Genomic DNA, 13,253 nt, shown 5'->3' with positions numbered 1-13,253 from the left:
AGAGGTGGCATATCTGTGTTCGGGTTGCGGCGTTGGTCGCGGGGTCTCACCCGAGGAGGCCGGTGGGCAGGTCGACTGGGATGAGGGATGGCAGTGCGATCAGCGCCGCGCCGAGGACGACGGTGTAGATGACCGTGGTGCGGGTGCGTGCTCGTGCCACGAAGAGCAGATACGCCGGCACGAAGACCAGTACGGCCGCCAGGTAGCCAACGAGGGTGACGAGGGCGAGGAACCCGATCATCAGGGTGAATGTCCGTACAGCCGTCCGCACCGTGAGCCGCTCGGCTGTACGCCCGCGCGTCCAGAACTGTCGTGCACGCAGTTCCTGGATCAGGAGCACCACGCCAACAAGGATGCCGGCGACGGAAACCAGGCGCGGCAGCAGTTGGGCTTCCGGGGAGAAGCCCGTGCTGGCCACGAGTGCGGCGGCGCACACGGTGACGGAGCCGACGGCGACCGCCAGCGACCACGGCGAGTTCTTGAGCAGGCCGTCCGTCTCGCCCTCATCGTCGTCGTGCAGTAGTGCGGCGGCGATGCCGTGCCCGTCGTCGCTGGCAATGTTGCGACGCCTGCGCGCCCACTTGACGAGAGCCCACAGAGCGGGGCCGATGAGCACCGCGAGGAACACCAGGACCCAAGGCCGCGACATCCAACCCAGCCCGTCATTGAGTGTGGCGGTCAGGTAGTAGTAGCGCTCCATGGGGATGGCCAGGACGAACCCGATCAGGAACGGTGCTCGAGGGGAGTCGGTCGCCTTGAGGACCCAGCCGACAAATCCGAGGGCGATCATCACCCACAGGTCGCCGATCTGGCCGCCGCCTTGGAAGGCCCCGAGAAGCATGACGACCAGCAGGCCAGGGCCAAGGACGGCGAAGGGCACCTTGGTGAGCTTGGCCAGGGTCGGCGTCCCAAGGAAGCAGAGGAACGCACCCACGATGCTGGCGATGGCGAAGCACCAGATGATCAGGTACAGAAGATTGAGGTGCTCGGTGACGATGGCGGGGCCAGGCTGGATGCCGTAGGTCAAGAGCATCCCGAGAAGCATTGCTGACGGCACGCCTCCAGGGATGCCGAAGAGCAATGTGGGGATGAGGTCTCCGGCCTCAACGGAGTTGTTCGCGCTTTCGGGGCCGACGATGCCGCGTGGGTCGCCCTTGCCGAAGGTGCGCTTGTCCTTGGCGGTGGCGACGGCCTGGCCGTATGCCAGCCAGGTGCCGGCGGTGGCTCCGACTCCGGGAAGGACGCCGGCCCAGATGCCGATGAGGGACCCGCGGATCACCTGGGTCCAGTACGTGAGCCATTCTCGGATGCCGGTGCCCCAGCCACCGCCGAGGGTGATGAGGTTGCGGCTGGTGCGACGTTGACCGACGCGGGTGGCGATCTCGGCGAGGCCGAAGATGCCCAGCGCGACCGCGACGAGGGACAGGCCGTCGCCGAGGAAGAGGCTGCCGAAAGTGAAGCGTTCTTCGGCCGTGGTGGGTGATGTGCCGACCATGCCCAGCAGCAGGCCGAGCAGACCGCAGAGGATCCCCTTGACGACGTTCCCGCGTGACAGGACCGCGGCCAGTGACACGCCGAGAACCGTGAGCATGAAGAGCTCCGGGCTCGCAAACGACAGCACGAGGGGCCGGGCGAGCGGGATGGCGAGCGTGAGACCGAGGGCGCCGATCAAGCCACCTGCCATGGAGCTGAGGAAGGCAAGCGACAAGGCGCGCTTGGCCTGTCCTCGGCGCGCCATGGCGTACCCGTCCAGCATCGTCACGCTGGCCGAAGCTGAGCCCGGCGCTCCCAGCAGCACCGCGGAGACGGTGTCGGAGGTGTGGACGACGGCGAGGGCCCCGATGAGCAGGGCGAAGGCTTGTGCTGGCTCCATTCCGAAGGTCACGGGTAGCAGGATGGCGACGGCGCCCGTGCCGCCGAGGCCGGGGATGAGCCCCATGACGAGGCCTGCGGCCACGCCGACCAGGAGCATGATCAGCAGGGAGGGTTGAGCGAGGGACTGGAGGGCACTCAGTGCGGCGTCGAACATGGCGGCCTCAATCGATCTTGACGTTGTAGGTGGAGGTGAGCAGCTCTACGACGTGGCTGCGGACCTGGGGGCTGACGGCATACGCGGCCCGGATCCGTTGACGCAGGTCGGCTCCGGCGTCGAGTGGATAGCCACCGAGCACCTTGTCTGCGGCTTTCTGGAAGGCCGGTGACGCTCCGAGCTTCTCCGCGGTCGAGCGCATGAGCTCGACCGCCTGGGCAGGTGTGTCCGGTGGAACCCACAAAGCCTTCTGGTACGTGTAGGTCACGCCCAGGACGGTCTTGTACGCGTCCAGCTTGGGGCCGCTCGGAGCGGTTCCGTGAAGGGTCTCGTAGGCCTCCACGACGGTGGGCAGGTCCTTGAAGTTGGGGTCGCGGACGACTTCGCGGTTCTCATCGAGCTGGCCGAGTGAGAAGAGGGCAACGGCGCTCTTCTCCTCGAGCAGGGTCTTGACGGCGGAGGAGTACGACGAGGTCGTCTGGTAGTCGATGTCGACCTCTCCGCGCTGTAGGGCCAGGTTGACCGGGCCGCGGCCCTCGAAGCCGAAGGTGGCGCTGATGTCCATATCGAGCAGGTCGAACGCGAGCAGGGTGGTCAGGTCGAGGCCGGTTGCGGCGATCCCACCGAACTTCAGCGGGGTGGGTCGGTCGATGAGGTCCTTGAGGCCGGCGACGCCTGCCGCCGTGCGGGCATAGACGACGGCTCCTGTGCCGTTGGCCAGGATCGGGACGAGGTCGGTGAAGTTGTAGCGCACGGCTTGCCGCCTCAGGAGCCACGGCACGACCGTCGTCGCGGTGCTGACGAGCACCTCGGTGCCGTCCGGCTTCGCTGAGCTGACGTAGTGGTTGGTGCCAGTGATGCCCTCGCCGCCGGACTCGTTCGTGGGAGCGAAGCCGGGGGAGCCCGGGATGGCGCGAGTGAGCTGGGTGCCGATGAACCGTGCCCACGTGTCGGTCCCGCCGCCCTCGGCCAAGGGGATGAGGAACTCGACGGTCTCGCCGGCGTAGTCGCCGTCTGCAGTCGATGCCGGCGGATGGAGCAGGTCGCTGCCGAGCAGCGTGCCCGCCGCAGCAAGGACGGCGAACCCACCCATGACGCTCAACGCCGTTCGGCGGGTGGGGAGGGGGAGATCGTCGCCGGACTCGTCGTCCGCGACGGCGGGATCCTCATGGTTTCGCAGGGCCGTCGCCTTGCGTGCCTGACTGGTCACCTCGGGATCAGCCTGCTCGTCGCCACCTGTGCGGGGCAAGATGTGTTCAGGGCGGTTCATCGGGTTCGACCTTCTCTCGGACGGCGCTGTGCCGGGTGGTCTGCGGAGTGGGAAGGAGGGTGAGCGGCGCTGGCGCCCACTAGGCGCTCGCGCGCACTAGGCGCTGGCGGACTCCAAGTCCTGCGCCTGAACGGCAGTCAGGGGCAACTCGATGTGGCCCTCGACCAGGCGCCGATAGGTGCGCACGGCGGAGACCACTTCTTGTCCGTCCACGACGGAGTAGGTCGTTGCGACGGTGCCCGCCGGCGTGAGCATCACGAACTCGTCACTGGCAGACCAGCCCTCGTCGGCCAACAGGTCCGCCACGACCGTGCCCGGCACGCGAGCGGCCAGGGTGAGGGCCACACTGCCCGTGATGGGAAGAGCGGGATGGACCTTACCCATCGACAGCATGCGGACCACGAGGTCCGCGCCCTTCGCCTGCGGGTCACGGACGGGGGCCGCTATGAGCGCGAGCTTCGGTATCGCGCGCTCGGCCAGTTGAGTCTCTGACGCCAAGCCCATGGCTACCGCTCCGGCTCGGCGAAGCTCGTCGAGGGTTGAGAGCAGGTCCCTCTGCTCGTCGAGCTGGGCCGGAGTCTCGGTGCCGCTCAGCCCGACGTCCTCGGCCCTAATTACGACCACAGGGGCCCCGGCGTCCACAAGCGTGGCGCTGATGCCGCGGCCACCCGCAACGAGAAGGTCGCTCCGCTCACCAGAAGGAAACAAGGCCCCCGTGCTACGACCCGCGGGTGACACGAATCCGAGGTCGACGCGGGCGCCCGGCCGACCGACCCCGGGGATGGTCGTCGTGGGAGTGTCATCCAAGCCGCCGGCGCTGGTAGCCACCTGCTGGACCATCAGTTGGTTCGTGTTCGTGTTGAGCACGCGCACGCTGGTTCGATCCCCAGTCGCCGCAACCCAGCCGCTACGCACGGCGTAGGGAGCGACCACGGCGGAACAGTTTCCGCAGTTGCTACCCCAGTCGACCTTCGCCTCCTCGATGCCAACCTGCGCGAACGTGTACTCGACGTCGATGTCTTCGTGCTCGGACGGGGCCAGGATCACGGCCTTGCTCGTCGTCGACGTCGCACCGCCGACGCCGTCCAGCTGCCGCGAATCCGGGCTGCCGAAAAGTGCGAGGAGCACTTCGTCGAGGTCGACGCCCGGTACCCGGAGGTCCTCCCGACGAAAGACCCAGCACTTGCTCGTTCCGCCACGCATCCACGTCGCTGGGATGGTCGTCACGCTGGTCCTCCTGGGTCGAGTTGGGGTTCGACCCAGATTGGAGGACGCGCGACCTATAGCACCAGCGCTCATTTCTACACGACCCTTAACCAGTGCTTAACTTGCTGTCGCAGGAATGCAGTTGAGCGCGTGCCACCGGCATTCCCCGCTCGTTTCGCACCCTGCAGACGGGCTGCGCGCACGCACGCGTGGTAAGACTGAAGTGGTTGCTTCCACCACTTCAGGACCATTAAGCATGAGTGAAAGGACTGGCGGTGCTCGACCTGCGACGTCTCGAAGTGCTCCTCCACGTGGTGGAGCACGGCTCGGTCACGGCAGCCGCAGAAGCCATGGCTTATACGCCCTCCGCGCTCTCGCAACAGCTTCGCCGCCTTGAGCTCGAAGTTGGGATGCCGCTGCTCCAGCGACATGCTCGAGGGATGGTGCCTACCGAGGCCGGGCACGTCCTGGCCGTCCACGCACGCAAGGTATTCCGACAGATGGCGGCTGCCGAGAGCGATCTACGTGACATCGCTGGACTGCGTCGCGGGAGCCTCGAACTCGGCACTTTTCCGACGGTCGGCAGCAGTTTCCTCCCGCTTGCCGTGAAGCGCTTCGGTCAGCTCTACCCGTCGATTCAGCTCAACATCAGAAGCGCCCGTGAGTCCGAGCTCATCGAGATGCTTGAGGAGGGCGTGGTTGGCCTTTCACTGCTGTGGGACTACGAATGGGGGAGGGTCGAGGCGAGTCAGTTGTCCATCACCCCCCTCTTCACCGATCCGACGGTGCTCATCGTGGCCGTTGACCACCCCCTAGCCCGCAAGAAGCAGGTGGACATGGCTGCGCTGGCGAGCGAACGTTGGATCATCCGCTCGAACCAGCATCCGGTCGTCGAAGTCCTGTCCCGTAGCGCGCTTGCAGCTGGCTTCGAGGCACAGATTTCCTTCCGTGCCAACGACTACCAAGAAGCGCAGGCCATGGTGAGCGTCGGACTCGGGATCGCGCTCGCGCCGCGTACTGCCGTCGTCAACAAGCACCCTCGCGTTCGCATCCTTTCACTCGGAGACACTGCCCCCAGCCGGCGTGTGCTCGTGGCCCACCGCCAGGACCGAGTTCGCGCGGCGACAGAGATGGCGTTTCACCAGGTGTTGACAGAGATCGCGGCCACGTACGAGGACCAGTCAAGAGGTGGCGTCGGCACCGCATGAGCGACCGAGCGTGGGCCATTCAAAAGCGTGTGGGTCAGTTCCCAACACGGCTCCTGGCCGGGTTGATGCTCTCGATCCGGTGACGTCGTCCGGTCGCAGACGGATGACGTCGAGAGCCGGTGACTCACTGTGCGCATTTCGTGACGAAGATTGGCGCAGAGCGGGATTCGGCCGGTGCTTTGGAAGCTTCGGACTCTAAGACTGTCGCGAAAATGCTCCAGAGGCGCGCGGCTCAAGCCGCAGAAGGTGGTCTGCTTCTGCGCGGCCTCTACTTGCCACTCTGGGGGTGTCGCGCGTGAGGCCGTAGTCTCATTTCCAGTCTCATTCGGGCGCCGTCGCCTTCGTTCGGCAGGGTTCGCTTTGGAGTCGTCGCAGCGTGGGCGTTGCTCGGTGAACCGCCGCGAACGCGCAGGAGCAGAACTCGAAAGCGTGTGGGGGTAACTCACTCGGTCGTGTCAATGCCATCGCCAACGCCCATGTGAGGTCTTAACCTCGCAAGGCGCTGCGGAACAATGCGCCTGGACGCTCACCCTCGGCAACCCGATGGTCCACACCAGCGTCGCGGCGGCAGTCTGGGACCGGATCAACCCCGGGACGCTCGAGCTCATGCCGCGCGCAGCGCGACGACCTGTGGCCGCGCGGCTGCGGTCGGCGGGACCGAACCATCCACTTAGGAGCTCTGATCGCGGTTTTGGTCCGACGCCCAGTCCGCCGCGCTGGGCCACGTCGGCACTCTCGTGCGCGAATTCATCCGCAGGAGGCACGGGCCGAACGCACGGGCCGGCGGCTGTGGGGGTGACGAGCGGCTGGCATCTGCACCACGAGTCGAACGCACCCTGCTACTCCCTTCTGCATTGGTGTCTCGACATGAGAGAACATTTCCTATGCGACTAGTAGGTGTTGGGCTCCTCCCGCTAGTGTCGTCGACAGGTCACGAGATCCAGTTCCAAGCCCCGGCTCGCTGACGGCAACCCTCCATCGCGGCGGGGTGCTCCGGGTGATGACATGGCGGCCGCCGACCGGTGGTCGCAAGCGCGAGGCTCCTTGAACCTCAAGTCTCTTCCGAGGACGGCTCATGAATCTCCTGCTCACTGGCCGACGCCACGTCGACCTGCGGCGCGTGAGCAGCGCCCTCTGTCGCGCCTGAGAGGGCCTGCCCTCGACGATAATCAGGGATCTCGTACTGCTTGACGTCGTCGGGTTGCGTCTTCGCCCGACTGGCACATCCTGACGGCGTCGGTCCACTGAGCGCCCTCGGCCGCGCCTAGCCACTTCCGCCGCAGGTTGCTGACCTTCTGCGGCTGACGCGGAGTATTCCTGCCCCGACATCCCGGACGGCAGTCGCCTCGGCACGCCCTCGCAGCGCGCAGTTCATCTCGGCTGCCCCTGGTGGTCCAGTCGGCGTGAACCAGCCCTCCCCCCACTTCACCCACCGACGCCCCCCCGTCCACTCCCGCACAGAAGGAAACACACCGACATGAAGAAGACGCCCTCCCAGGCTCTCGCCCTCACTGCGATCCCCCTCCTCGTCGCCGGTCTGACCGCGGCCTGCTCCTCGGCCTCTGGAGCGCAGCAGAAGGACTCGGGCCCGGTCACGCTGCGCTACCAGGGCTCGGCCAACTCGGTCACCCTCCCCGAGCTGGCCGAGGACCTCGGCTACTTCAAGGTCGTCAGGCTCAACTGGGTGGGTAACACCATCAGTGGCCCTCAGGACATCCAGTCCGCGGCGACGAACCAGACCGACTTCGGCGGCGCCTTCGCCGGCGCGGTCGTCAAGCTGATCTCGGCCGGCGCGCCGGTCAAGGCCGTCATCAACTACTACGGCGAGGACGCGAAGACCTTCAACGGCTTCTACGTCAAGGCCGACAGCCCCATCCGCACAGCGCGCGACCTCATCGGCAAGAAGGTGGCCGTCAACACGCTCGGTGCCCACAGCGAAGCTGTCATCAACACCTGGCTCAAGAAGAACGGCCTCACCCCTGAGGAGGTCAAGCAGGTGCAACTCGTCGTCGTGCCACCCAACGACACCGAGCAGGCCCTGCGCCGAGGCCAGGTCGACGTCGGGACGCTCGGCAGCGTCCTGCAGGACCACGCCGTCGAAGCGGGCGGTCTGCGCCGACTGTTCAGCGACCACGAGCTCTTCGGCTCCTTCAACGGCGGCCAGTACGTCCTGCGGAACGACTTCATCAAGGAGCACCCGGACGCCGCCAAGGACTTCGTCACCGGAGTCGCCAAGGCGATCGAATGGGAGCGCACCACCCCGCGTGAGCAGGTCATCGCCCGGTTCACCGCGATCATCGACAAGCGCGGCCGCCACGAGAAGACGGACAACCTCAAGTACTGGAAGAGCGTCGGCTTGACCGACCGGGGCATCGTCACGGACGCCGACTTCACGCGCTGGGGTGCCTGGCTGGAGGAGAAGGGCTTCCTGAACGGCAAGACCCTCGACCCCACCTCCTACTACACCAACGAGCTCAACGGGCTCGGCGAGGCCCGGTGACCCCGGTGAGCACCCAACAGCACCAAGGAAACCCGCCGACTCCCCGCATCTCCCTGCGGGCCGTGACCAAGGACTTCCAGGTCCGCCCCGCCAAGGACACCCCGTCCGGCCGCGTGCTGCGCGCGCTCGAGGACATCACCCTCGACGTGGCGGCGGGGGAGCTTCTCACCCTGGTCGGGCCGAGTGGGTCCGGCAAGACGACGCTGCTCGACATCCTCGGCGGGCTGAGCGAACCCACTACGGGCGAGGTCCTCGTCGACGGCAGGCCCGTCTCCGGGCCGGGCCTGGACCGCGGCATCGTGTTCCAGCAGTACGCGCTCTTCCCGTGGCGCACTGCGCTCGCGAACGTCGCCTTCGGGTTGGAAGGGCCGCAGTTCCGCCGCCAGGGGCTCGGCAAGGAGGAGCGGCTGGAGCGGGCGCGGGAGTATCTCGCCCTCGTGGGCCTCGGCGGTTTCGAGGAGCGTTACCCGCACGAGCTCTCCGGGGGCATGAAGCAGCGGGTCGCCATCGCACGCAGCCTCGCTCACGAGCCCGGGATCCTGCTCATGGACGAGCCGTTCGCGGCGCTCGATGCCCAGACTCGTGAGCAGCTCCAGGATGAGCTGTTACGGATCTGGAGCGCCACCGGCACGACGGCCGTGTTCATCACTCACGGCATCGAGGAGGCGGTCTACCTCGGCCAGCGTGTCGCGGTGCTCAGCTCGCGGCCGGGTCGGCTCAAGGCGATCGTCGACATCGACCTCGGCGACCGCACCATCGGCGCCGAGCGTGACCTGCGCTCCACACCTGAGTTCGTCGCCTACCGGCACCGCCTCTGGGAGCTGCTGCACGGCGAGGTGGCCAGCGCCCAGCGCGCCGGCCACCAGAAGATCCAGCCCGATGGCACCGAGAGGGCAGCCTGATGACCACCACCCCCACGATCGACTCCGTCCCGACCACCGACGCTGCTGCGGCCCCGGAGGACGCGCGGGTGCGGAACTCCGACGGCGCACCGGCACGTAGCGACGGCGCCCCGGATCCGGCCAAGCCTGGACGTCCGGCCGGAAAGTTTCTGCTCTCAAAGGTTTTCCGCGCGGTCAAGGTGGCCGTCTGGCGGTCTGCCGCGATCGTCTTGTTCCTGCTTGCGTGGGAGCTCGTGCCACAGTTCCTCCTCGGTGAGGACACCCGCGTGTTCCTCCCGCCACTACACGACGTGCTCCTGGCCCTGCGAGACGCCATCACGACCGGGGAACTGTGGGAGCACCTGTCGGCCAGCCTGACGCGGTCGGTCGCCGGCTTCAGCATCGCCGTCACGGCCGGCATCACCCTCGGCCTCGCGCTCTCCTGGTACCGCGGACTCGCGTCGTTCCTCACCCCGCTGCTCGAGCTCTTCCGCAACACCGCAGCGCTCGCTCTGCTCCCGGTGTTCGTCCTGCTCCTCGGCATCGGCGAGACGTCGAAGATCACGATCGTCGCCTACGCGAGTTTCTTCCCGGTGCTGCTCAACACCATCGCCGGTGCCACCACGGTAGATCCCCTGCTGATCCGCGCTGCCCGCTCGCTTGGCCTCTCACAGCTCCGCCTCTTCCAGAAGGTGATCCTGCCGTCGGCCGTCCCGACGATCTTCACCGGCATCCGGATGGGAGGTACGGCGTCGATCCTCGTGCTCATCGCCGCCGAGATGGTCGGGGCCAAGGCGGGCCTGGGTTTCCAGATCGTCAACGCCCAGAGCAGCTTCCTCATCCCGCAGATGTACGCAGGGATCCTCACCGTCTCCCTGCTCGGGCTCGCCGTCAATGTCGGCCTGGTCCGTCTCGAGGCGCACTTCTCCCGCTGGCGTACCTTCGCGCCCACCCGCTGAGCACGCCAACCGAACACTCATCCACCCGAGCGCCGCCCAAGCGAACCCGCACGACCACCCACCCTAAGAAGGAGAAGAATCATGACCAGCACCACCACCGACCGCACCACGACCGCGTCCGCCCCGGATGCAGGGCCCGCGGGTCAGCTGACCGTCCGCAAGTTGGGCGCCCACATCGGCGCCGAGGTGTCCGGCGTCGACCTGACCCAGGACCTCGACGCCGCGACCATCGCAGGGATCCGCGACGCACTGCTCGAGCACAAGGCCCTCGTCTTCCGCGACGCCCCGCTTGACGACGCGGGCCAGCAGCGGTTCGCCGGTTACTTCGGCACGCTCACGACGGCTCACCCGACCGTCCCGGCGGTCGACGGCGCACCGCAGGTGCTGCCCGTCGACAGCGAGCGCGGCCGCGCGAACCAGTGGCACACCGACGTCACCTTCGTCCAGGCACCCCCGGCGATCAGCACGCTCGTGAGCCACACCGTCCCCGAGTACGGCGGCGAGACGCTCATCGCCAGCTCGGCGGCCGCATACCGCGCCCTGCCGGAGCCGCTACGCAACCTGGCGGACCAGCTCTGGGCGGTCCACACCAACGAGTACGACTACGCCGACAAGGCCGTCGAGGCCTTCGACGAGAAGTCGAAGGGCTACCAGGAGGTCTTCCAGTCCATCGCGTTCGAGACCCACCACCCGGTCGTGCGTGTGCACCCGGAGACGGGGGAGAGGGGGCTGTTCATCGGTGGGTTCGTGCGCCGCTTCGTCGGCCTGTCGGTGACCGAGTCGCGTGACATCCTGCGGCTGCTGCAGGCGTACGTCACGAAGCCCGATCACCTCGTGCGCGTCTCGTGGCATCCCGGCCAGCTGGTCATCTTCGACAACCGCATCACCCAGCACTACGCGGTCGACAACTACGACGACCTGCCGCGCCTGCTGCACCGTGTCACGGTGGCTGGTGACGTGCCGGTCAACGCCGCCGGCGAGCCGAGCCGAGCCGTGAAGGGGGACGCATCGCACTACACGGCAGCGGAACGCGCGGCGAGCGCCGTCTGACAACAAGTCACGGTCCGATGTGACCGGGTGCGCGTTCCGTGCCCGGCACGTCGACCGTCGCATCCACCATCGAAGGGGCGCCCCCGGTCAGCCAGCCGTAGTCTCAGTACTAGTCTCATTTCCGGCCGAGTCGGGCTTGTTCAGGGACGTCCGAGTGCGGCCCGTGCGGGCGTGCACGACGCTCCGCATCGTTGGTGAACGCCGTTGCACAGACCTCGAAAGCGTATGTGGGGGTGAGTCCACAGTGGGTTCAAATCACACCGCCACGCCATTCGCCTGCGGAACGCCGGTCAGAGCCTTCGGGCCCTGAGAGGCCATTTCCCGTCCTAGTCCCATTCAGTCCTGTTAAGTCGCGGGCGCCTCGGGGACACCGTCATCTCGGCGCGGGGTCCAGGGTCCGTGAGTAGAGCACTTCCCCACGGGCGTTGCGGAGCGACGCACGGAACCGACCGTCCTCGTCGATCTCGACGTGCCCGAAGAACTGGTTACCGTGACGGGGCGACTGGTTGGGGTAGTCGGCCGCCTTGACGAAGTCGGCCCGTGGGCCGAAGGTCCCGTCGAGCGTGTTCGGCCCGAACGTGCCCGCGGCGATGGGCCCGGCGACGAACTCCCAGAAGGGTTCGAAGTCAGCAAAGGCGGCGCGGGCGGGGTCGTAGTGGTGCGCCGCGCAGTAGTGGACGTCGGCGGTGAGCCACACCGTGTTGCGCACGCGGGCCCGCTTGAAGGAGCTGAGGACGGCAGCGATCTCGAGCTCCTTGCCGCGCGGCGTGCCCGGGTCGCCGTTGGAGAGCGACTCCTGGTTGACCGGGCCGTCGGGCACGACGAGCCCCAGCGGGAGGTCGCTCGCGATGACCTTCCACGTGGCCCTGGAGGCCGCCACCTCGCGGATGAGCCAGTCGGTCTGCTCGGGGCCGAGAATGTGTGTCTGCACCGGCTCGAGTCCCGTCGTGTCGGGGTCCTTGTAGGTGCGCATGTCAAGGCAGAACACGTCGAGGTGCCGGCCGTACGACAGCTTCCGGTAGATCCGGCCCGGGGTGCCCGCAGCGGTCGGGCGGGGCACCGAGGCCCGGTTGCTGATCGGCTGGTACTCCCACCAGGCCCGCTTCGCCCTGGTGGCGAGCACGTCCACCCGGCGCTCGGTGTACCGGTCGTCGGTGAGGACCTGCCCCGGGTACCAGTTGTTGTGGGTCTCGTGGTCGTCCCACTGCGCGACGACCGGGACCTCGGCGTACATGGCCCGGATATTTTCGTCCATGAGGTTGTAGCGGTGCCTGCCGCGGAACTCGGCGAGCGACTCGGCCACCTTCGCCACCTCCGGGATGACGATGTTGCGCCAGACCTGTCCGTCGGGCTCGACGACCTGCTCGGCGATCGGCCCTCGGCGTAGATCGTGTCACCAGAGTGGAGGAAGAAGTCAGGGCGGGTCGCGTGCATCGCAGCATAGGCGGTGAAGCCACCCAGGTCGGGGTTGATCCCCCAGCCCTGCCCGCACGTGTCGCCGGTCCACACGAAGCTCGTGGCGCCCGGTCCGGCGGGCGCGGTCCTGAAACGGACGTCAGCGTGCTCGCCGAGCTGCCCGTCCTCGTTCTCGAAGGCGAGCGTGACCGTGTGCTCGCGGCCGGGAGCGAGCCCCTGCAGGTCGAGCTTCGCCGTGAGGTCTGTGTCGGGCGTGGCGACGGGGCCACCGATCCGCAGCCTGGAGCCGCCCGCTCCGTGGACCAGGGCCACCAGACGACCTGGCCGGTCCGAGCGCGCCCACACGGTCGCCCCGGTGGAGGTGACATCGCCCGACATGACTCCGGATGTCAGGGCCGATCGTCCGGCCACGACCAGCGCGGGCGAGGCCGAAGCCCCGGCGGTTCGGGACAGACCGAGCAGGCCCGCGCTGGCTGCGGTGCCAAATACGAAGGTGCGGCGGTTCAGTTGACTCATGGCCACCACGCTGCACGGGCGGTGGTGGACGCCGGGCAACCGCGAGACACCGGTTCGGCGAAGCCTTGGTTCACAAGCCACGCATGCTCGTTCTACGGTGGCCCGCGCAATCGTCGAGCCCGTCTTAAGCCGGCAGACGCCGTGCTCGAAGCACCCGCGGCACTCACCGGCCATCGATGGGGGTCCGCCGCGTGCTGTCGGTGGCGCAACCCACGAGC

9 protein-coding genes, 1 pseudogene and 1 riboswitch are annotated in these 13,253 nt (G+C 67.5%); of the genes and pseudogenes, 6 read left to right on the top strand and 4 right to left on the bottom strand.

Annotation, left to right across the window (positions count from 1 at the left end):
* Positions 1–46: 46 nt before the first annotated feature.
* The 3 genes from H9I49_RS08090 to H9I49_RS08080 all read right to left on the bottom strand — a co-directional run bounded on the left by H9I49_RS08090 (position 47) and on the right by H9I49_RS08080 (position 4,598).
* Positions 47–2,029, bottom strand: a complete 1,983-nt coding sequence (locus tag H9I49_RS08090; protein WP_188029850.1) for a tripartite tricarboxylate transporter permease — start codon at positions 2,027–2,029, stop codon at positions 47–49.
* A 7-nt stretch (positions 2,030–2,036) separates the two neighbouring features.
* A complete protein-coding gene (locus H9I49_RS08085; protein ID WP_370587483.1) occupies positions 2,037–3,239 on the bottom strand; it encodes a Bug family tripartite tricarboxylate transporter substrate binding protein in 1,203 nt (400 codons plus the stop codon).
* Positions 3,240–3,395: 156 nt separating this feature from the next.
* Positions 3,396–4,598 (bottom strand): PrpF domain-containing protein, encoded by a 1,203-nt coding sequence (locus H9I49_RS08080; RefSeq protein WP_223128461.1) that lies wholly within the window; start codon positions 4,596–4,598, stop codon positions 3,396–3,398.
* A 182-nt stretch (positions 4,599–4,780) separates the two neighbouring features.
* Between H9I49_RS08080 and H9I49_RS08075 the strand changes: the two genes are divergently transcribed.
* The 6 genes from H9I49_RS08075 (at position 4,781) to H9I49_RS08055 (ending at position 11,103) form a co-directional block, all read left to right on the top strand.
* Positions 4,781–5,713 (top strand): LysR family transcriptional regulator, encoded by a 933-nt coding sequence (locus tag H9I49_RS08075; RefSeq protein WP_188029848.1) that lies wholly within the window; start codon positions 4,781–4,783, stop codon positions 5,711–5,713.
* Between the two features lie 929 nt (positions 5,714–6,642).
* Positions 6,643–6,754, top strand: a riboswitch (SAM riboswitch).
* Positions 6,755–6,788: 34 nt separating this feature from the next.
* Complete coding sequence (locus H9I49_RS24390) at positions 6,789–6,860, top strand: putative leader peptide (protein WP_370587535.1); 72 nt, start codon at positions 6,789–6,791, stop codon at positions 6,858–6,860.
* A 330-nt stretch (positions 6,861–7,190) separates the two neighbouring features.
* Positions 7,191–8,213: an ABC transporter substrate-binding protein gene (locus H9I49_RS08070; protein WP_188029847.1), complete on the top strand. Its 1,023-nt coding sequence runs from the start codon at positions 7,191–7,193 to the stop codon at positions 8,211–8,213.
* Positions 8,214–8,218: 5 nt separating this feature from the next.
* Positions 8,219–9,115 (top strand): ABC transporter ATP-binding protein, encoded by an 897-nt coding sequence (locus H9I49_RS08065; RefSeq protein ID WP_188029846.1) that lies wholly within the window; start codon positions 8,219–8,221, stop codon positions 9,113–9,115.
* Positions 9,115–10,053: an ABC transporter permease gene (locus tag H9I49_RS08060; RefSeq protein ID WP_188029845.1), complete on the top strand. Its 939-nt coding sequence runs from the start codon at positions 9,115–9,117 to the stop codon at positions 10,051–10,053. Before H9I49_RS08065 ends, H9I49_RS08060 begins: the two co-directional genes overlap by 1 nt.
* 81 nt (positions 10,054–10,134) lie before the next feature.
* Entirely contained in the window at positions 10,135–11,103 is a 969-nt protein-coding gene (locus H9I49_RS08055) for a TauD/TfdA family dioxygenase (protein WP_188029844.1), read from the top strand.
* Between the two features lie 373 nt (positions 11,104–11,476).
* On the opposite strand, the pseudogene H9I49_RS08050 reads toward H9I49_RS08055, so the two are convergent.
* Positions 11,477–13,035 (bottom strand): annotated as a pseudogene (locus H9I49_RS08050) (alkaline phosphatase).
* Between the last annotated feature and the right edge of the window lie 218 nt (positions 13,036–13,253).

Source organism: Terrabacter sp. MAHUQ-38 (genome assembly GCF_014518425.1).
Classification (GTDB): Bacteria; Actinomycetota; Actinomycetes; order Actinomycetales; family Dermatophilaceae; genus Terrabacter.
Note: the sequence above shows the minus strand (reverse complement) of the source record. Positions and strands in the feature narration are given on the sequence as shown.